At 66.7% G+C, this 18,355-nt stretch carries 16 protein-coding genes and 1 pseudogene; 13 read left to right on the top strand and 4 right to left on the bottom strand.

The window, feature by feature from the left end:
- Positions 1-264: 264 nt before the first annotated feature.
- The 8 genes and pseudogenes from lpxD to ABE464_RS18905 all read left to right on the top strand — a co-directional run bounded on the left by lpxD (position 265) and on the right by ABE464_RS18905 (position 10,615).
- Positions 265-1,287: a UDP-3-O-(3-hydroxymyristoyl)glucosamine N-acyltransferase gene (gene lpxD, locus ABE464_RS18940; RefSeq protein ID WP_313210849.1), complete on the top strand. Its 1,023-nt coding sequence runs from the start codon at positions 265-267 to the stop codon at positions 1,285-1,287.
- The gene (gene fabZ, locus ABE464_RS18935; RefSeq protein ID WP_019184406.1) at positions 1,284-1,739 is read left to right on the top strand and encodes a 3-hydroxyacyl-ACP dehydratase FabZ; all 456 of its coding nucleotides are present in this window, start codon (positions 1,284-1,286) and stop codon (positions 1,737-1,739) included. Before lpxD ends, fabZ begins: the two co-directional genes overlap by 4 nt.
- A gap of 19 nt (positions 1,740-1,758) precedes the next feature.
- Complete coding sequence (gene lpxA / locus ABE464_RS18930; RefSeq protein WP_346473193.1) at positions 1,759-2,550, top strand: acyl-ACP--UDP-N-acetylglucosamine O-acyltransferase; 792 nt, start codon at positions 1,759-1,761, stop codon at positions 2,548-2,550.
- Positions 2,551-2,654: 104 nt separating this feature from the next.
- Positions 2,655-3,827 (top strand): annotated as a pseudogene (gene lpxB, locus ABE464_RS18925) (lipid-A-disaccharide synthase); the annotation flags it as partial.
- Positions 3,824-4,486, top strand: coding sequence for a ribonuclease HII (locus ABE464_RS18920; protein ID WP_346473192.1), 663 nt, complete (start codon positions 3,824-3,826; stop codon positions 4,484-4,486). The pseudogene lpxB and the gene ABE464_RS18920, both read left to right, overlap by 4 nt.
- A gap of 568 nt (positions 4,487-5,054) precedes the next feature.
- Complete coding sequence (dnaE, locus tag ABE464_RS18915; RefSeq protein WP_346473191.1) at positions 5,055-8,636, top strand: DNA polymerase III subunit alpha; 3,582 nt, start codon at positions 5,055-5,057, stop codon at positions 8,634-8,636.
- A gap of 33 nt (positions 8,637-8,669) precedes the next feature.
- Positions 8,670-9,542 carry a hypothetical protein gene (locus tag ABE464_RS18910; protein ID WP_346473190.1) on the top strand — a complete coding sequence of 291 codons (873 nt, stop codon included), beginning with the start codon at positions 8,670-8,672 and terminating at the stop codon, positions 9,540-9,542.
- A gap of 113 nt (positions 9,543-9,655) precedes the next feature.
- Positions 9,656-10,615: an acetyl-CoA carboxylase carboxyltransferase subunit alpha gene (locus tag ABE464_RS18905; RefSeq protein WP_346473189.1), complete on the top strand. Its 960-nt coding sequence runs from the start codon at positions 9,656-9,658 to the stop codon at positions 10,613-10,615.
- A 53-nt stretch (positions 10,616-10,668) separates the two neighbouring features.
- Here ABE464_RS18905 and ABE464_RS18900 read toward each other — a convergent pair whose 3' ends face one another.
- Positions 10,669-11,124, bottom strand: coding sequence for a CopD family protein (locus ABE464_RS18900; RefSeq protein ID WP_346473188.1), 456 nt, complete (start codon positions 11,122-11,124; stop codon positions 10,669-10,671).
- Between the two features lie 160 nt (positions 11,125-11,284).
- On the opposite strand from ABE464_RS18900, the gene ABE464_RS18895 reads away from it, so the two are divergent.
- Both ABE464_RS18895 and phaZ read left to right on the top strand, forming a co-directional pair.
- Complete coding sequence (locus ABE464_RS18895; protein ID WP_346473187.1) at positions 11,285-11,881, top strand: class I SAM-dependent methyltransferase; 597 nt, start codon at positions 11,285-11,287, stop codon at positions 11,879-11,881.
- A 57-nt stretch (positions 11,882-11,938) separates the two neighbouring features.
- A complete protein-coding gene (gene phaZ / locus ABE464_RS18890) occupies positions 11,939-13,294 on the top strand; it encodes a polyhydroxyalkanoate depolymerase (protein ID WP_346473186.1) in 1,356 nt (451 codons plus the stop codon).
- A 102-nt stretch (positions 13,295-13,396) separates the two neighbouring features.
- Here phaZ and ABE464_RS18885 read toward each other — a convergent pair whose 3' ends face one another.
- Together ABE464_RS18885 and ABE464_RS18880 are read right to left on the bottom strand one after the other, a co-directional pair.
- Positions 13,397-14,377, bottom strand: coding sequence for a sensor domain-containing protein (locus tag ABE464_RS18885; protein ID WP_346473185.1), 981 nt, complete (start codon positions 14,375-14,377; stop codon positions 13,397-13,399).
- A complete protein-coding gene (locus ABE464_RS18880) occupies positions 14,374-14,739 on the bottom strand; it encodes a PadR family transcriptional regulator (RefSeq protein WP_121041452.1) in 366 nt (121 codons plus the stop codon). Before ABE464_RS18880 ends, ABE464_RS18885 begins: the two co-directional genes overlap by 4 nt.
- Positions 14,740-14,891: 152 nt before the next feature.
- Here ABE464_RS18880 and ABE464_RS18875 point away from each other — a divergent pair, with 152 nt between their 5' ends.
- Positions 14,892-15,794 carry a peptidylprolyl isomerase gene (locus ABE464_RS18875; protein WP_346473184.1) on the top strand — a complete coding sequence of 301 codons (903 nt, stop codon included), beginning with the start codon at positions 14,892-14,894 and terminating at the stop codon, positions 15,792-15,794.
- Positions 15,795-15,892: 98 nt separating this feature from the next.
- On the opposite strand, the gene ABE464_RS18870 is transcribed toward ABE464_RS18875, so the two are convergent.
- Positions 15,893-16,774, bottom strand: coding sequence for a DMT family transporter (locus tag ABE464_RS18870; protein ID WP_346473183.1), 882 nt, complete (start codon positions 16,772-16,774; stop codon positions 15,893-15,895).
- A 159-nt stretch (positions 16,775-16,933) separates the two neighbouring features.
- On the opposite strand from ABE464_RS18870, the gene ABE464_RS18865 reads away from it, so the two are divergent.
- Positions 16,934-17,884 (top strand): LysR substrate-binding domain-containing protein, encoded by a 951-nt coding sequence (locus tag ABE464_RS18865; RefSeq protein ID WP_346473182.1) that lies wholly within the window; start codon positions 16,934-16,936, stop codon positions 17,882-17,884.
- A gap of 87 nt (positions 17,885-17,971) precedes the next feature.
- Positions 17,972-18,265 carry a hypothetical protein gene (locus tag ABE464_RS18860; protein ID WP_019184421.1) on the top strand — a complete coding sequence of 98 codons (294 nt, stop codon included), beginning with the start codon at positions 17,972-17,974 and terminating at the stop codon, positions 18,263-18,265.
- The last annotated feature ends 90 nt before the right edge of the window (positions 18,266-18,355 follow it).

Below are 18,355 nucleotides of genomic sequence, written 5' to 3'. Positions count from 1 at the left end.
TTGGGTCCCATGGCCCCCCACTACCATGCAGCGCGCGCGTTGAACGGTGGGGGGTCGTGGCGGGCCGCCATGGCCTGGACGGTTGGGCCCCATGGATCCGGCCCACGAGCCCCCAAGGATGGGTTTACGGCGCGTCCTGGACGGGGCTGCCCGCCATGACCCCGCGCGATAGCAACCAAAGCGCCGAGCCGTAAAAAACCGACCAGCACACCCAAAACCCCCGCCCCGCATGACCGTTTCGGCATCACACGGTAAACTCCCCCGGTGAACACTCCTACCTATACCGCCCAGCAACTCGCCGAGCAGTTTGGCCTGCAGGTCCATGGTGATGGCAGCACCGCCATCCATGGCGTGGCTACGCTCGCCCATGCCGGCCCCGGCCAGCTCACCTTCCTGGCCAATCCGCGCTACCGCGCGCAGCTGGCCGACAGCCAGGCGGCCATCGTCGTGCTGCGCGCCGAGGATGCCGAGGCCGCGCCGGGCGCCGCCCTGGTCGCCAAGGACCCGTACACCACCTTCGCCAAGATCGCCGCCCTGTTCGACATCGCACCGCCGCGTGCGCCGGGCATCCACCCCAGTGCCTGCATCGATCCGGACGCCCAGGTCGCTGCCAGCGCCCACATCGGCCCGTTCGTCACCATCGGCGCCCGCAGCGTTGTCGGTGAGAACTGCATCGTCGGCCCCGGCAGCATCATCGGCGAAGACTGCACCCTGGATACCGGCTGCGAACTGATCGCCCGCGTCACCCTGGTCACCCGCGTCAAGCTCGGCAAGCGCGTGCGTATCCATCCCGGTGCCGTGCTCGGTGCCGACGGCTTCGGCCTGGCCATGGATGCCGGCCACTGGATCAAGGTGCCCCAGCTCGGCGGCGTGCGCATCGGCGACGACTGCGAAATCGGCGCGAACACCTGCGTGGATCGCGGCGCGCTGGAAGACACCGTGCTCGAAAACGACGTGCGCCTGGACAACCTCGTGCAGGTCGCCCACAACGTCCAGATCGGCGCCCACTCGGCCATCGCCGGCTGCACCGGCATCGCCGGCAGCGCCAAGATCGGCCGCTACTGCCTGCTGGGCGGCGCCGTCGGCGTCGTCGGTCACCTCGAAATCTGCGACAAGGTCGTCATCACCGGCAAATCGGTGGTGCGCAACTCCATTCATGAGCCGGGCGAGTATTCCTCCGGCACCCCACTGACCGACAACCGCACGTGGCGTAAAAATGCCGCGCGCTTCAAGCAGCTCGATGCGCTCGCCCGGCGCATCCTGTCTGTGAGCAAGGAGAAGGAATGAGCAACAACCAGAATCTGCCGGACATCAACCAGATCCAGCAGTTGATCCCGCACCGCTATCCGTTCCTGCTGGTGGACAAGGTGATCTCGCTCGATTTCGAGAACCGGAAGATCGTTGCCACCAAGAACGTCAGCATCAACGAGCCGTTCTTCCAGGGCCACTTCCCGGGCCAGCCGATCATGCCCGGCGTGCTGATCATTGAAGCCATGGCCCAGGCCGGCGGCGTGCTCACCCAGCTCACCCTTGGCCGCGATGCGCAGTCCAAGCTGTTCTACATGGTCAAGGTGGACAAGGCCCGTTTCAGCAAGCAGGTCGTGCCCGGCGATGTGCTGGAAATGCACGTGGAGATCAAGCGCGTGATCCGCAACATGGCGGTGTACGACTGCGTGGCCAAGGTCGATGGCGAAATCGTCGCCTGCGCCGAAGTGCTGTGCGCCGGCACCCGCGAATGATCCAGGCAGGAGATCTGCAATGAGTGACAACGCCCCTCTCATCCACCCCACCGCGGTCATCGACCCGTCGGCGACGCTGGCTGCGGATGTGCGCGTGGGTGCGTTCTGCCTGATCGGTGCGGACGTGGAGATCGGTGCCGGTACCGAGATCGGTCCGCACTGCTCCATCCATGGCCCGACCCGGATCGGCCGCAACAACCGTTTCATCGGCCACGCCGCGATCGGTGGCGAGCCGCAGGACAAGAAGTACAAGGCCGAACGCACGGAACTGGTGATCGGTGATGACAACGTCATCCGCGAATTCGTCACCATCAACCGCGGCACCGCCGGTGGTGGCGGCATCACCACGGTCGGCAACGACAACTGGATGCTGGCCTACACGCACGTGGCGCATGACTGCCACGTCGGCAACCACTGCGTGTTCTCCAACAACACCACGCTGGCCGGCCACGTCACCGTGGGCGACTACGTGATCATCAGCGGCTTCGCCGGTGCCCACCAGTTCTGCCGCATCGGTGCCCACGCTTTCCTCGGCATGGGCGCGTTGACCAATGGCGACGTTCCGCCGTTCACCATGGTCGGCAGCGACAGCCTGGGCCGCCCGCGCGGCATCAACAGCGAAGGCCTCAAGCGTCGCGGCTTCGATGCCGAGCGCATCGCCAGCATCAAACGCGCTTACCGCACCCTGTACGTGGCCGGCCTGCCGCTGGCCGAAGCCAAGGTGCAGCTGGCCGAGCAGGCCAGCCAGAGCGCCGACGTGAAGGACCTGCTGGACTTCATCGAAAGCGCCGAGAGGCCCTTGCTGCGATGACGGGTCCAGGCGGGCACACCCCGGGCATGACGACCGCCGAGATCATTCCGCTCGCTGCGATGGCGACCAGCGTCGAACAGACGCTGGCGCTGCGCACCTCCGACCGGCCGGTGCGCATCGCACTGGTGGCCGGCGAAGCCTCCGGCGATCTGCTCGGTGCCGGCCTGATCCGCGAACTGCGCCTGCGCTTCCCGAATGCCGAATTCGCCGGCATCGGCGGCGATGCCATGCGCAGCGCCGGCTGCCAGACCTGGTTCGATGCCAGCGAACTGGCGGTGATGGGCCTGACCGAAATCCTGCGCCACCTGCCGCGTCTGCTCAAACTGCGCCGCGAGTTCCGCGCGCGTGCGCTGGAGTGGCAGCCGGACGTGTTCATCGGCATCGACGCGCCCGACTTCAACCTCGGCGTCGAGCGCTGGCTGAAAGAACGCGGCATCCGCACCGTCCATTACGTCAGCCCCTCGGTCTGGGCCTGGCGCGAAAAACGTGCCGAGAAGATCGGGGCCAGCGCCGACCTGGTGCTGTGCCTGTTCCCGATGGAACCACCGATCTACGCCAAGCACGGTATCGACGCCCGCTTCGTCGGGCACCCGATGGCCGATGACATCCCCCTGCACAACGACCGCGAACAGGCACGTGCCGAGCTCGGCCTGCCCTCCAACGCGAAGGTGCTGGCGGTACTGCCCGGCAGTCGTCTGGGGGAAATCAGCAAACTCGGCGAACCGTTCTTCGAAGCGGCCTGGCAGGTCTCCGAACGCATCCCCGGCCTGCACGTGGTGGTCCCGGCGGCCAACGCCGCCTGCCGCCAGTTGATCAGCGAGCAACTCTCCGCCTCGGCGCTGCCGGTTGCGCATTCGCACCTGCTTGACGGCAACGCCCGCACCGCGATGATCGCCGCCGACGTGGTTGTGCTCGCCTCCGGCACCGCGACGCTGGAGACGATGCTGGTCAAACGCCCGATGGTGGTCGGCTACCGCGTGGCCGAACTCACCTACCGCATCGTCAAGGCGCTGGGCCTGCTCAAGGTCGACCGCTTCGCCCTGCCCAACATCCTGGCCGGCAAGGATCTTGCCCCCGAGCTGATGCAGCACGACTGCACCCCGGACAAACTGGCCGCCGCCATCCTGCAGTGGTTCGACCACCCCCAGCGCGTGATCGACCTGCAGGACACTTATGAACGCCTGCACCTGCAACTGCGCCGCGACGCCTCCGCACGTGCCGCCGATGCTGTCACCGATCTGCTCGAACGCACCACGGGCAACGGTCGCGCCGCATGAGCCGCCGCCACGCCGCCGCCGCGTCACTGGCCCTGTTCGACGGCGCCGCTCTGGCCACCGTCGCCCCGCGCTACGTGGCCGGCGTGGATGAAGCCGGACGCGGCCCGCTGGCCGGCCCGGTCGCCGTCGCCGCCGTGGTGTTCTGCCCCGACCGACCGCGCCTGAACGGCCTGGACGACTCCAAGCAACTCACCGCCGCCCGCCGCGACCAGCTCTACGACAAAATCCTGGACCGCGCCCTGGCCTGGCACGTGGTGATGGTGGACGTCAGCGAAATCGACGCCCTCAACATCTACCAGGCCACCATGCTCGGCATGCGCCGCGCGGTCGAAGGCGTCGCCCACGTCGCCCAGTTCGCCCGCATCGACGGCAACGTCGTCCCCAAAGGCCTGCCCTGCCCGGCCCAGGCCCTGATCGGCGGCGACGCCCTCGACCGCGCCATCATGGCCGCCTCGATCCTCGCCAAAGTCAGCCGCGACCGCTTCATGCAGACCCTGCACGACGCCCACCCCGAATACGGCTTCGACCAGCACAAAGGCTACGGCACCCCCGCCCACCTCGCCGCCCTGCGCAACCACGGCCCCTGCCCCCAGCACCGCCGCAGCTTCGCCCCCGTCCGCGCCTGCCTGGAACCCGAACCCAGCCCCCTCCCCGCCTGAGCGCTGCAATGGCTGGGCACCGCCCGGCACGGCATGACACCCCTCAGCACACGGCGATTGTCAGCTCGTCCGCATCAACGATGTCGAAAGCTTGGCGGTTGCTCGCTCCCGTGTACCAGATGTCTCTCGAAGGATGACGGTTGCCTGCCTCTGCGCACCAGCACCCTCTCGAAGGATCGGCTGTTGCTCACCCCAACGAACCGGCTATCTGTCGAAGGAGCGCTGTCGCCTGCCCCAACGCACCGGCCATGTTTCAAAGGGGTGGCGGGGGTAGAGGCGCGGGACCGTTAGGCAGCATGGATGCTGCCTACGAGCTTACAGGGATGTATTCACAGCGCGTCCCGCGACTCTGCCCCCGCCGCCCCAGCCCGCAGCACCACAGAGCCCACCGCTCCTGCACTTGCTTCACCAACGCCAAACCCCGCAACCGCTGCAACCGCTGCAACCGCTGCAACCGCCTCAAGAAACCTGAACCCCACCGCCAACCCGCGCCCCCGCAACACCCCTGTCAAGCCTTGTTAGCGCCCCCCGCCACCGCTACCCTGACCGGGCATCACATTGGTTCGGCATGTCCACTTCCCGTTTCGTACATCTCCACGTCCACACCGAATTTTCGCTGGCGGATTCGACCATCCGTGTCCCGGCGAAGCCGGATCAGGCTGACCCGAAAAAAGCCAAGCAGGCCAACCTGCTCAGCCGCGCGGTCGAACTGAAACTGCCCGCACTGGCAGTGACGGATCTCAACAACCTGTTCGCGCTGGTCAAGTTCTACAAAGCCGCCGAAACCGTGGGCATCAAGCCCATCGCCGGCGCGGACATCATGATCGCCGAAGAAGGCATGACGCCCTGGCGCATGACCCTGCTCTGCCGCGACCGCGAAGGCTACCTCAGCCTCTCCAGGCTGCTGACCCGCGCCTGGATGGAAGGCCATCGCCCCGAAGGCGGCGTCGCCGTCCACCCGGACTGGCTCAAAGCCGGCTGCCACAACCTGTTCGCACTGGCCGGCCGCGACAGTCTCGCCGGCCGTCTCGCCGGCGACGGCCGCCATGACCTGGCCGAGCAACAGCTCGCCGACTGGCAGCGCGTGTTCGGTGATGGCCTGCACCTGGAGCTGACCCGCACCGGCCGCGATGGCGAAGAAGCCTTCAACCAGTTCGCCCTGCAGGCCGCCGGCCAGCGCGGCCTGCCGGTGATCGCCAGCAACGACGTGCGCTTCCTCCAGCCGGAAGACTTCAACGCCCACGAAGCGCGCGTGTGCATCTCCTCCGGCCGCGTGCTGGACGACCCCAAGCGCCCGCGCGACTACAGCGACCAGCAGTACCTCAAGTCCGCCGAGGACATGTGCGCGCTGTTTGCCGACATCCCCGACGCGATCGACAACACGCTGGCGCTGGCCGAACGCTGCAACATCGAGATGCGCCTGGGCACCTACTTCCTGCCCAACTATCCGGTGCCCGAGGAAGAAACCCTCGACAGCTGGATCTGCAGCGAATCGCGCAAGGGCCTGGAAGCCCGCCTCGAAAAGAATCCGCTGGCGCCGGGCAAGACCCGCGCCGACTATTTCGAGCGGCTCGAATTCGAACTGGCCACCATCATCAAGATGGGCTTCCCCGGCTACTTCCTGATCGTGGCCGACTTCATCCAGTGGGGAAAGAACCAGGGCATTCCGATCGGCCCCGGCCGCGGTTCCGGTGCCGGCTCGCTGGTAGCCTGGGCGCTGCAGATCACCGATCTGGATCCGATCCCGTACAACCTGCTGTTCGAGCGGTTCCTCAACCCCGAACGCGTGTCGATGCCCGACTTCGACATCGACTTCTGCATGGACCGCCGCGACGAAGTCATCGACTACGTCGCGCGTAAATACGGACGCGACCGCGTCAGCCAGATCATCACCTACGGCACCATGGCGGCCAAGGCGGTGGTGCGCGATTCCGGCCGCGTGCTGGGCTTCCCGTACGGCCTGGTCGACGGCGTCTCCAAGCTGATCCCCAACATCCTGGGCATCTCGCTCAAGGATGCGATGGGCGAAGGCAAGGATTCGGAAATGGCCTCGCCGGAATTGATCCAGCGCTACCAGAACGAAGACGATGTCCGCGACCTGATCGATCTGGCGCGCCAGCTCGAAGACCTCACCCGCAACGCCGGCAAGCATGCCGGTGGCGTGGTGATCGCGCCCGAGCCGCTGGCCGAATTCTGCCCGCTGTTCGCCGAACATGACGAAGGCGGCCGCGGCCGCAACCCGGTCACCCAGTTCGACAAGAACGACGTCGAAGAAATCGGCCTGGTGAAGTTCGACTTCCTTGGCCTGCGCACGCTGACGATCATCGACTGGGCAGTCAAGGCGATCAACAAGCGGCACGAGCGCGCCGGCATTCCGCCGGTGGACATCACCGCGCTGCCGCTGGATGACGTGCCCACCTACAAGGACATCTTCGCCAACGGCAATACCGGTGCGGTGTTCCAGTTCGAATCCTCGGGCATGCGCCGCCTGCTGAAAGACGCGCGCCCTGACCGCTTCGAAGATCTCATCGCGCTGGTGTCGCTGTACCGCCCCGGCCCGATGGACCTGATTCCTTCCTTCAACGCGCGTAAGCACGGGCAGGAAGAGATCATCTATCCCGATCCGCGCACCGAAGCGATCCTGAAAGACACCTACGGCATCATGGTGTACCAGGAGCAGGTGATGCAGATGGCGCAGATCGTCGGCGGCTACTCGCTGGGTGGTGCCGATCTGCTGCGCCGCGCGATGGGCAAGAAGGTGCCGGCCGAAATGGCCAAGCACCGCGAGATCTTCCGCGAAGGTGCGGCCAAGGACGGTGTCGTCGAAGCCAAGGCCGACGCGATCTTCGACCTGATGGAGAAGTTCGCCGGCTACGGCTTCAACAAGTCGCACGCCGCCGCCTACGCGCTGGTCAGCTACCAGACCGCCTGGCTCAAGCGTCATTACCCGGCCGAGTTCATGGCCGCGACGCTGTCCTCGGACATGGACAACACCGACAAAGTGGTCGGCTTCCTCGCCGAAGTGCGCAACCTCGGGCTGACCGTGCTGCCGCCGCGCGTGAACGAATCGGCGTACATGTTCGAAGCCTCCAGCGCCGACACCATCGTGTACGGCCTGGGTGCGATCAAGGGCGTCGGCCAGGGTGCCTGCGAAGCGATCGTGGAAGAGCGCCAGCGGGGCGGCCGTTATGCGTCGCTGCTGGATTTCTGCATGCGTGCCGAATCGGGCAAGCTCAACCGCCGCACGCTAGAAGCGATGATCAACTGCGGCGCGATGGACGGGCTCGGCAAGAACCGCGCCTCGCTGATGCTGCAGCTGCCCGAAGTGCTCAAGGCCACCGACCAGATGGCGCGCGAGAAGGCCTCCGGCCAGAACTCGCTGTTCGGCGCACCCGATCCGGTCAGCACCGCGATGCAGCTGGAACTGCCCGAAGCCAACGAGTGGGCGCTGGGCCAGTTGCTGGAAGGCGAGCGCGAAACGCTGGGCTTCTACCTCAGCGGTCACCCGTTCGATCCCTACGCCGATGACGTCAAGGAACTGGTCGGCACCGACCTGGGCAAGCTGGAAAAGCTGATCCCGCCGGCACGCCCGAGCAAGGACGGCGAGAAGCGCGCCTGGCGCCAGGAAACGCCGGTGATCCTGGCCGGCCTGGTGGTCGGCGTGCGCCGCAAGGGCGAAAGCCAGATTTTCATGCAGCTTGAAGACGGCAAGGGCCGCGTGGAATGCAGCGCCTTCACCGATGGCCTGGCCGAGTTCGGCCACCTGATGACCAAGGACCGCATCCTGGTGGTCAAGGGCGGCCTGCGCGAGGACGAGTTCAACGGCGGCTATGCGCTGCGCATCCGCCAGGTCTGGGATTACGAAGACATCTGCGCCAACTACGCCACGCGGCTGTCGCTGCGGGTGGACCTGCGCCAGGACGGTGCGGTGTGGAACCGCGTCAACGCCCTGCTCGACCGCCATCGCCCCGGCCGCACACCGCTGCGCCTGGACCTGCTGCTCGGCTCGGAACAGGGCCCGGTGGCCGGCATGCTCGACGTTGCCGGTGACATCGCCGTGCGCGTGGACAGCCAGCTGGTGGACGCGCTGCGCGCCGATCCCGCGGTGCGCACGGTGAAAGTGCGCTACAGCCCGCCGTGGGCGAACTGATCCTTTTTTCTGTTGCAACACAGGTGTTCTGTTTTGATCAAGCGTTTTGCCGTGCTGCTGAGTGCAGCGATTGCCCTCACCGGCTGCTCCAGCCCCGCCCAGACCTTCGAGATCGACAACCCGGGTGCCACCCCGCTGACCCTGCGCATCGATGGCAATGAACTGCCGATCGCCGCGCATGCCTCGCGCCCGATCAAGCTCAAGCCGGGTGAGCATCATCTGCAGACCGAGCAGCTCGGTGACGTGCGTTTCATCGTCTACGCCAGCGGCAAGGGTGGCTTGATCAACCCGACCTTGGCCGAGTACGTGATCGCCAACGAGATCTACGTCACCGGTGAAGACAAGCTGCAGCACTTCGGCAGCCTGAAGAACCAGATCGAGCTGGGCGGCGTGACGTTCGAAGGCCCGTACCAGACCACCCATGACCTGTTCATCGACCAGGCCTGGAGCTTCGGCGTCCGCGAGCCGTTCCCGGAGGTGCAGACCGTGGCCCACGTGGACGCCAGCGGCGGCCGGATCAACGCCAAGATCTTCACCGCCCCGGATTTCATCGCGTACGTTGAAGCAGGCATGGGCCAGCCCGGCGCCTACGCGCGCCAGCAGCCCAAGGGCTACGTGGCACCCGCCTACACGCTGGAGGCGGCCCCAGCTGCCCTGCCGGCGCTGGATCCGGCCTTCGAAGTCCATGCCGGTCCGCTGCGCGAGCTGTACACCCGCTACCTGCACGCCACCTCTGCCGATGCGCAGCTGCAGCTCCAGCAGGAGGCCTTCCAGGCGCAGATGGCGTTCACCGCCGCCACCGCGCGGCTGGGCTCGGGCCTGCCCAAGGAGGCCAACGAGGGCTACAACACCTTCGTCAAGACCCGCAGCACGCTGATGGGCAGCGCGGCGCTGGTCGTCCCCTGAGCTGACTGGCGCCTCCGGCCCCGCTGCGCTACCGTCGGTTTCCAGACGACGGCGTACGGGGCTTTTGGGCGCATTCGGCTACACTTTCCCTCTTTTCTTCACGACGGTTTCCGATGAATCCGAACTACCTCGACTTCGAGCAACCCATCGCTGATCTGGAGGCGAAGATCCAGGAACTGCGCAGCGCCAGCGCCGGACCTGCGGTCAATGTCGAGGCCGAGGTGCATGCCCTGCGGGACAAGCTGCGGGTGCGCACCGCGCAGATCTTCCGCAACCTGACCTCCTGGCAGGTGCTGCAGCTGGCCCGCCATCCGTCCCGCCCTTACACCGAGGACTACATCCGCATCATCTGCGATGAGTTCCAGGAACTGGCCGGCGACCGCGCCTTCGCCGACGACAAGGCGATCATCGGCGGCCTGGCCCGCATCGGTGGCCGCTCGGTGATGCTGATCGGCCATCAGAAGGGCCGCGACACCAAGGAAAAGATCAAGCGCAACTTCGGCATGCCCAAGCCGGAGGGCTACCGCAAGGCGCTGCGCCTGATGAAGATGGCCGAGCGCTTCGGCCTGCCGGTGCTGACCCTGATCGACACCGCCGGCGCGTGGCCGGGCATCGACGCCGAATCGCGCGGCCAGTCCGAAGCGATCGCGCGCAACCTGATGGAAATGGCCGAACTGAAGGTGCCGGTGGTCTGCACCGTGATCGGTGAAGGCGGCTCGGGCGGCGCATTGGCGCTGGGCGTGGGCGACCGTACCGTGATGCTGGAATACAGCGTGTACTCGACCATCAGCCCGGAAGGCTGTGCCTCGATCCTGTGGAAGGACCCGGCGAAGGCCAAGGACGCCGCCGAACAGCTCGGCCTGACCGCCCCGCGCCTGAAGGGCCTGGGCCTGGTGGACAAGGTCGTGCGCGAGCCGACCGGTGGTGCTCACCGCAACCCGAACCAGATGGCCAAGCGCCTCAAGGCCGTGCTGCTCAACGAGCTGGACGTGCTGGAGGCGCTGCCGGTCGATGTGCTGCTGCAGAAGCGTTACGAGCGCCTGCGCAGCTACGGCACCTACGAAGTCGCCTGATCAGGCTGCGGTGTAAACGAAAAAGCCGGACGCGCGAGCGCCCGGCTTTTTTTTCAGAACGGCTTGGCGATCACCAGCCAGACCACCCCGATGAACAGCACCAGCGGCAGTTCGTTGAACCAGCGCAGCGCGCGCGAGGACGGTAGGACCTTGCCCTTCACCGCGCCCTTCAGCAACCGCCCGGTCCACGAGTAATACACCAGCAGCAGCACCACCAGGCCGAGCTTGGCATGCAGCCAGCCCGCCGCACCGGGGGCGACCATGGTGGGGAAATCCGGAATCACGCGGTAGCCCAGCCACAGCACCACGCCCAGGATCAGCGCCAGGCCGAACATCATGTGGCCGAACCTGTACAGGCGCAGGCCCATGAGCTGCAGGCGCTCGGTCACCGGCAGCTGGCCGGCGGTCTCGCTGAGATTGACCAGGATCCGCGGCAGATAGAACACCGCCGCCATCCACGCCACCACGAACAACAGGTGGAAGGTCTTGACCCAGTAGTAGGACTGCATGTGCTTGCTCCGGCGGCTGGCATGGGTTGGCCGCCATTCTCGCATGCCCTGTAGAACCACCCCATGGGGGCTGGCGCGACCAATCGCCACACCTCAACCGCGCATCCGCGTGCCCCACACCGTACGATAAGCGCCGCTTTCACCGACGCGCACATTTTCCATGGACAAGACCTACGACGCCGCTTACTTCCAGCGCTGGTACCAGCCTGACCAGACCGGTGGCGCCGCGCGCCTCGCGCGCAAGGTGGCGCTCGCCGTGGCCAGCGCCGAGTACTACCTGGAACGTCCGATCCGCAGCGTGCTGGACATCGGCTGCGGCGAAGGTGCGTGGCGAGCCCCGCTGCTCAAGCTGCGCCCGCGCGTGCAGTACCTGGGCTTCGACAGCAGCGACTACGCCGTCCACCGCTACGGCCGCAGCCGCAACCTGCACCCGGCCAAGGTCGGCGATTTCGCTTGGCTGCGCCCGTGCGCACCGGTTGATCTGCTGATCTGCTCGGACGTGATGCACTACGTGCCCAGCCGCGAGCTGCGCCCGGCACTGGAAGGCTTTGCCGAGCTGACCGCCGGCGTGGCCTTCCTGGAGGCATTCACCGCCGAGGATGACTTCGATGGCGACCACGAAGGCTTCCAGCCGCGCCCGGCGCGCTGGTACCGCAGCCAGCTCAAGCGCGTGGGGTTCACCGCGCTGGGTTCGCACTGCTGGCTGTCTCCGGCGCTGGCCGGGCATGCGGCCGCGCTGGAACGTGGCAACCCCTGAGTCTCGATAACAATTGAGACAGGCCCCGCATTAACGCGCCCGCGCGACGGGTGCGCTATGCTGCGCGGCAACATAAGACCATACATATTGGACGTCATGCTATATCAGCTGCATGAGTTGACCCGCAACCTGCTCGCCCCGTGGGTGCACCAGGCCCAGGCCAACGCGAAGTTCTTCGCCAATCAAGGTCATTGGTGGTCGCAGATGCCCGGCGCGGATCGCCTGGCCGCTGTGAACGAGCTGTTCCACCGCATCGGCAAGGATTACGAGAAGCCCGAATGGGGCATCAACGAAATCGACGTCGAAGGCGAGCGCGTGCCGATCGTCGTCCACGAAGAGATCAGCAAGCCGTTCTGCAAACTGCTGCGCTTCAAGCGCCACAGCAATGAAGCAGACCAGCTGCACACCATGCTCAACCAGCCGTTCGTGCTGGTGGTGGCGCCGTTGTCCGGCCACCACGCCACGTTGCTGCGCGATACCGTGCGCACCCTGCTGCGCGACCATCGCGTCTACGTGACCGACTGGGTCGATGCGCGCATGGTGCCGGGCAGCGAAGGTGAGTTCGGGCTGGATGACTACATCGCCTATGTGCAGGAATTCATCCGCCACCTCGGTGCGGAAAAGCTGCACGTGGTCAGCGTCTGCCAGCCGACCGTGCCGGTGCTTGCCGCCGTGTCACTGATGGCCAGCCGTGGCGAAACCACGCCGCGTTCGCTGGTGATGATGGGTGGGCCGATCGATGCGCGCTGCAGCCCGACCGCGGTCAACAACCTGGCCACGCAGAACCCGATGTCGTGGTTCGAGAACAACGTCATCCACACCGTGCCCGCCACCTTCCCGGGTGCCGGCCGCCGCGTGTACCCGGGCTTCCTGCAGCACGCCGGGTTCCTGTCGATGAACCCGAGCCGCCACTTCAGTTCGCACTGGGATTTCTATGCCGACCTGGTCAAGGGCGACATGGAAGATGCCGACGCGCACCGTCGTTTCTACGACGAGTACAACGCGGTGCTCGACATGCCGGCCAAGTACTACCTGGACACGATCCGCGTGGTCTTCCAGGAGTTCCTGCTGCCGCGCGGCGAGTGGTACGTGCAGGGCGAACGCGTGGATCCCAGCGCGATCACCGGCACTGCGCTGCTGAGCATCGAAGGCGAGCTGGACGACATCGCCGGCCTGGGCCAGACCGAAGCGGCGCAGGACCTGTGCACCGGCATCCCGGCTGAGCACCGCGAGCATTTCATCGTCGAAGGCGCCGGCCACTACGGCATTTTCAGCGGCCGCCGCTGGCGCGAAACTGTCTATCCGAAGGTGCGCGATTTCTTCGCGGCGCATGCGCAGACCGTGACCAGCAAGCCGAAGAAGGCCGCGAAGATCGCGAGCAACGTGACGCCGTTGCGCCGTAAAGCGGGCTGACGACCGTTTGGCGTGAGCCCCGACCGTGGGGCTTACGCTATGGGTAGAGCCGGCCAGCGGCCGGCACTACCGGATCCTCGGGTTCCGACCTGTGGCCGTGGGTTACAGCCGCACCAGCAGGTGCTTGGCCATCATCCCGTGCAGGTGACCGATGCCGCGAGCCAGGTGCAGCGTCGCAAACAGCAGCAGCACACCGATGATCGCCAGCAGCGGCGTGACCCAGATCGGCAGCATCTGGACACCGTCGAGATGGATACCCACGTACCCGCTGGAGAACAGCGCCGCCACTGGTGCCCAGATGAAACCGATCGAGGTCGACAACAGCGTGGTGGCGATCGTGAAGTAGATGATGCCCAGCGGCAGCATCAGCACGAAGTACAGCAGGGTCAGCCAGGTGCGGCCATCGGTGAACATGTCGCCGATGCGCTGCAGCCAGCTGCGGCTGCGGTCGGAATACGTCGGCCGGCGCGGCATGCGCTCGCCGAGCAGGGCTTCGACCAATCGCCCTTCCAGCAGCGACAGACCGCGCACCGAGCCGAAGAACAACACCGCCACCGGAATGCCGATGATCAGCACCATCAGGCCCAGCGACAGCGACAGACCGGTGACCACCCAAGTGAAGAAGAACGTACCTGTGGCCAGCGAGAGCAGCATGTAGAACAGCGCGCCATAGGTGCGTGCCTCCAGGGCGACACCGAAGAAGCGGGACAAGGCCGAGCGTGGCTTGGGCGGCGCCTGCGGCGGTGGTACCGAGGCGATGCCGGGGCTGGTGGCCGCTGCACGCCGGATCGGCGCAGCACCCGCGCTCGGCGTGCGCAGCGCGCGGTTCACGGTAATTTCCGTCTCGCGGTAGATCTCGGCCACTTCCTCCGGCGCACCGTAGCTGCCGGCCACATCGGCGATCACCTCGGCCTCGCTGCGGCCCGGCTGTGCGGCCAGCTCCGAGCGCAGGTATTCCTCGGCGTCGTACAGGGCGTCCTGCACCATCGCCGGATCGGCGTCGTGCAGCGCCGCGCGCAGCTGTGCCAGATACGCCGGGATGGTGGTCGGCAAGGCCCGACCGGCCACGGATTCGATATTCATGCGGTTACCCCTTCCAGGACGGAATCGACGGAATCACGGGTGGCACGCCACGCGGCGGTCCATTGGCTGAGCACTTCACGCCCCGTGTCATTGATGCGGTAGTAGCGGCGCGGTGGGCCGGCCACCGACGGTTCAACATGGCTTTCCAGCAACCCGGCCCCTTCCAGGTTGCGCAGCACCGGATACAGCGCGCTCTGCTTGCCGCTCAGCACGCCCTCGCCGACCCGCTCGAGCTCCTTGGCGATCAGGTAGCCATACAGCGGCTCACCGGCCTTGGCCAATACCGCCAGCAAGGCCAGGGATACCGTGCCGGAGCTGAGCTCTTTCTGGAATTTCTTGAGGTGGACCTCGTGGTCGCTCATGGCGGTCTCCGCTAGCGTGGAGTCCACACTAGTCCGAACTTCGCTATAGCGGATGTGTCGTTAGTCACCGTGCCGGTTGGGCATCCCCCGACTGGCCGCCACGAGCGTGCTTCGCGCACAATCGGGGCACTACCTTCCTGAACGGGTCTGCCATGTCGTCACGTCGTCCTGCCCTGCTCGCCCTCGCCCTGGCGTGCGTGCTGCTGCCCAGCCTTGCCAACGCGGCCACGCCTTACCGCAGCCCGCAGCAGATCCTCGATGCCTCGCCGGACAGCGACTGGCGCACGCCCGACCCGGCCAACCTGCTGTACATGAATCTGCCCGGCGGCCGCGTCATCATCGAGTTGGCCCCGGCGTTCGCGCCGCAACATGTGGCCAACATCCAGACCCTGGCCCACGAGCACTTCTGGGATGGCGAGAGCATCTACCGCGCGCAGGACAACTTCGTGGTGCAGTTCGGCGATGCCGATGCGGATGACGCGGCCAAGGCAAAAACCCTTGGCAGTGCAAAGCGCAAACTCCCGGCCGAGTTCCAGCGCGACAGCAAGGGGCTGAAGGTGAGCCTCCTGCCCGACCGTGATGGCTGGGCGGACCAGACCGGCTTCGTCGACGGCTTCCCGGTGGGCCAGGATCGCAAGGACGGCAAGACCTGGCTGGCGCATTGCTATGGCGCGCTGGGCGCCGGCCGCAACAACGAGGAAGACAGCAGCATCGGTGCCGAACTGTACGTCGTGACCGGGCAGTCGCCGCGTCAGCTGGATCGCAACATCACCGTGGTCGGTCGCGTGCTGCAGGGCATGGAACTGCTCAGCGCGCTGCCGCGTGGCCCGGCGCCGATGGGCTTCTACGCCGATCCAGCGCAGCGCACGGCGATCCAGTCGATCCAGCGGGCCAGCGATATCCCGGCCGCACAGCGCCCCCCACTGCAGGTGCTGCGCACCGACTCCAGGACCTTCGCCGATGCGACCGAAGCGCGCCGCAACCGCGTCGATGATTTCTACAAGCGCCCGGCCGGCCACATCGACCTGTGCAACATCCCGGTACCGGTGCGGTAAGGCCGAGCCAGCGTCGGGTTGAACGTGCATGGGGTTGGTCATGCACGTCCGGGTAGTGCCGGCCGCTGGCCGGCTGATCGCCTGCGCAGAAGCGACCTTTATCGCTTCTGCGACACCGCCACGCTGCCAAGAATCAGTACGCCCGCCACCACCATCGCTCCAGTCACCGGTTCGCCCAGGAACAACCAGGCAAACAGCGCGCCGAACATCGGCACCAGATACGTCACGGTCGAAGCGCGGGCCGGACCGATACGGGCGATCAGGCGGTAGAACATCAGGAACGCCAGGCCGGTGCAGACCACGCCGAGCGCAATCGCGCAGGCCCAGGACAGCATCGGGATCGGGGCAGTCGGCCAATGGGTCAGCGCCATCGGCAGCAGCAGGATCGCCGCGCAGCCCAGCGTGGCGCCGGCCGAGGCCGCCGGCGGCAGGCCGGTCATGTGGCGCTTCACCAGGTTGACGCCCAGGCCATACAACAGCGCGGCCAAGGCACCGGCGATCACCGCCGCGCCGACACTCAGACCGGACACTTTGGCCGTGGCCAGCACCACCACGCCGGCGAAGCCAACGAGCAGGGCGATGGCGCGGCGCATGCCGATCTTCTCGCCGAAGAACAGGAAGGCGATCAGTGCGGCGAACAGCACGGTCATCGCATTGCAGATCGCCCCGATCGCCGCCGGGGCGCGTTGCGCAGCCCAGGCGAACAGCACGAACGGGATGGCGGAATTGATCAGGCCGATCGGCGCCAGCCACAGCCAGCGTCGGGCCGGGAACTGTGCGCGCGCCTGCCACAGGAACGGCAGCAGCACGAGCGCGCCGAGCAGCAGCCGCACCTCCACCAGTGCGTAAGGTCCGAAGGCCGGCACGGCCACCCGCATGAACAGGAACGAGCAGCCCCAGATCGCACCGAGCACGGTCAGTTCCAGCGGCGTGCGCCAATCGCGCTCGACCGTGCCTGCGGCCAGCGGCGCCCCGCTCACGGCTGCCCTCCGGCGAAAGGCTGACACGCAAGGCAAGCGGTAAGAGACGGCAACATGCGCGTGAATCCGGGGGAGAAGGGCGACAGCATCCGCCTGCCGTCACGCGCCCACAAGCGCGTAGTATCCGTGCAAGCCACAAATCTGATTTGGGTCTCGAGCATGATCCTTCGCCCCGCCCTGCTGCCTGCGCTGGGGGTGTTCGCGGTTGCCGCGCGCCACCAGAACTTCGCCCACGCCGCCCAGGAACTGCACCTCACCGCCAGTGCGGTCAGCCACCATGTACGCCGCCTGGAAGAGCTGCTTGGAACCTTGTTGTTCCAGCGCCATGCGCGCGGCGTGCGGCTGACCGCCGAAGGACGCCAGCTGGCCGATGCGGCGGCGGCCGCGCTCAGCGATCTCAATGCGGTCGCAGGCAATCTGCATCCACAGGCCGACATCGTGCCACTGCGGGTCACCACCATCCGCTCGCTGTCGTACTGCTGGCTGATCCCACGGCTGCCGCGCTTCACCCAACAGCATCCGCGCATGCGTATCGAGCTGCAGACCAGTACCGAGCTGGTCCGCTTCGACGAGACGGGGCCGGAACTGGGCATCCGCTATGGACTGGGCCAGTGGCCGGGCATGACCGCGCATCACCTGATGGACGATGAACTCTGCCCGGTCGCCTCGCCGGCGCTGCCAGGGGTATCGGCGCTGCGCGACCCGGCGCAGATCGCTTCGCTGCCACTGCTCAGCGACATGTCACCGCAGGGTTGGCGCGACTGGTTCCGCGCCGCTGGCGTGCGCGGCCTGGACCTGCCCTCACTGCACACTTTCAGCGACAGCACCGATGCGATGCGCGCTGCGGTCTACGGCATCGGCGCAGTGCTGGCGCGCAAGCACATCGCACAGCCCTATCTGCAGCGCTACGAGCTGGTGCGTCTGCCCGGTCCCGTGCTCAAGGCGCGCTACGCCTACTACGTGGTGCATGCCGAGCACCGCCCGCTCAGCCCGACCGCGCAGGCGTTCATGGATTGGCTCAAGCGCGAAGCACTGGATGAGCGCACCCCGCTGCCGGCCCTGCCTGACGAGCTGCTGGGCCTGCCCCCTGCGAACCGTACGCAGGACTGAACCGCTCGCCCCGACCCGACACGCATCCTCACCCGACCTTTTCCGCGCGCTGGCTAGGCTGGAGTCCCTTTCCCCGAGGACCAGCCCATGGCCCTGTTGCGACTGCGAATCACCGGCACCGAAGACGACGCACGTGCCATCACCGACCTGCTGCAGAGCATCGAGGGGATCGAACACGTCGAGGAAACCGACGACCTGATGCCGCACATGGATGACGACGATTCCAGCTCGGCCGGGCTGTCCGATGACATCGGCCCGGGTACCCACGAACTGGAAGTGGAAGTGGGCAACGCGCTCGGCGCCCAGCGCGTGCGTGACGCCGTGCAGGAACTGGCGCTGGAGCTGGATGTCTTCGTGGAATACGAGCAGGACGAAGGCTGATTCAACAGTCGTGGGGGGGGGGCGCGCCGGGCGCCGCCCCGGGGAAGAGCCGCGCGGCCCCCCCCCCCGGGCCCGCGCGCGCGCCCCGCC

The organism is Stenotrophomonas sp. TWI587 (genome assembly GCF_039674145.1).
GTDB classification, from domain to species: Bacteria; Pseudomonadota; Gammaproteobacteria; order Xanthomonadales; family Xanthomonadaceae; genus Stenotrophomonas; species Stenotrophomonas maltophilia_AY.
The sequence above is the reverse complement of the archived record's forward strand: the minus strand, read 5'-3'. Positions and strand labels throughout refer to the sequence as shown.

Bases quoted from the DNA above. Each gene is read 5' to 3' on its own strand.
- ABE464_RS18920 (WP_346473192.1), top strand. From the start codon at position 3,824: ATGAGCCGCCGCCACGCCGCCGCCGCGTCACTGGCCCTGTTCGACGGC.
- ABE464_RS18880 (WP_121041452.1), bottom strand. From the start codon at position 14,739: ATGAGCGACCACGAGGTCCACCTCAAGAAATTCCAGAAAGAGCTCAGC.
- ABE464_RS18895 (WP_346473187.1), top strand. From the start codon at position 11,285: ATGGACAAGACCTACGACGCCGCTTACTTCCAGCGCTGGTACCAGCCT.
- ABE464_RS18865 (WP_346473182.1), top strand. From the start codon at position 16,934: ATGATCCTTCGCCCCGCCCTGCTGCCTGCGCTGGGGGTGTTCGCGGTT.
- ABE464_RS18860 (WP_019184421.1), top strand. From the start codon at position 17,972: ATGGCCCTGTTGCGACTGCGAATCACCGGCACCGAAGACGACGCACGT.
- dnaE (WP_346473191.1), top strand. From the start codon at position 5,055: ATGTCCACTTCCCGTTTCGTACATCTCCACGTCCACACCGAATTTTCG.
- phaZ (WP_346473186.1), top strand. From the start codon at position 11,939: ATGCTGCGCGGCAACATAAGACCATACATATTGGACGTCATGCTATAT.
- ABE464_RS18905 (WP_346473189.1), top strand. From the start codon at position 9,656: ATGAATCCGAACTACCTCGACTTCGAGCAACCCATCGCTGATCTGGAG.
- ABE464_RS18875 (WP_346473184.1), top strand. From the start codon at position 14,892: ATGTCGTCACGTCGTCCTGCCCTGCTCGCCCTCGCCCTGGCGTGCGTG.
- lpxA (WP_346473193.1), top strand. From the start codon at position 1,759: ATGAGTGACAACGCCCCTCTCATCCACCCCACCGCGGTCATCGACCCG.
- ABE464_RS18900 (WP_346473188.1), bottom strand. From the start codon at position 11,124: ATGCAGTCCTACTACTGGGTCAAGACCTTCCACCTGTTGTTCGTGGTG.
- fabZ (WP_019184406.1), top strand. From the start codon at position 1,284: ATGAGCAACAACCAGAATCTGCCGGACATCAACCAGATCCAGCAGTTG.
- ABE464_RS18885 (WP_346473185.1), bottom strand. From the start codon at position 14,377: ATGAATATCGAATCCGTGGCCGGTCGGGCCTTGCCGACCACCATCCCG.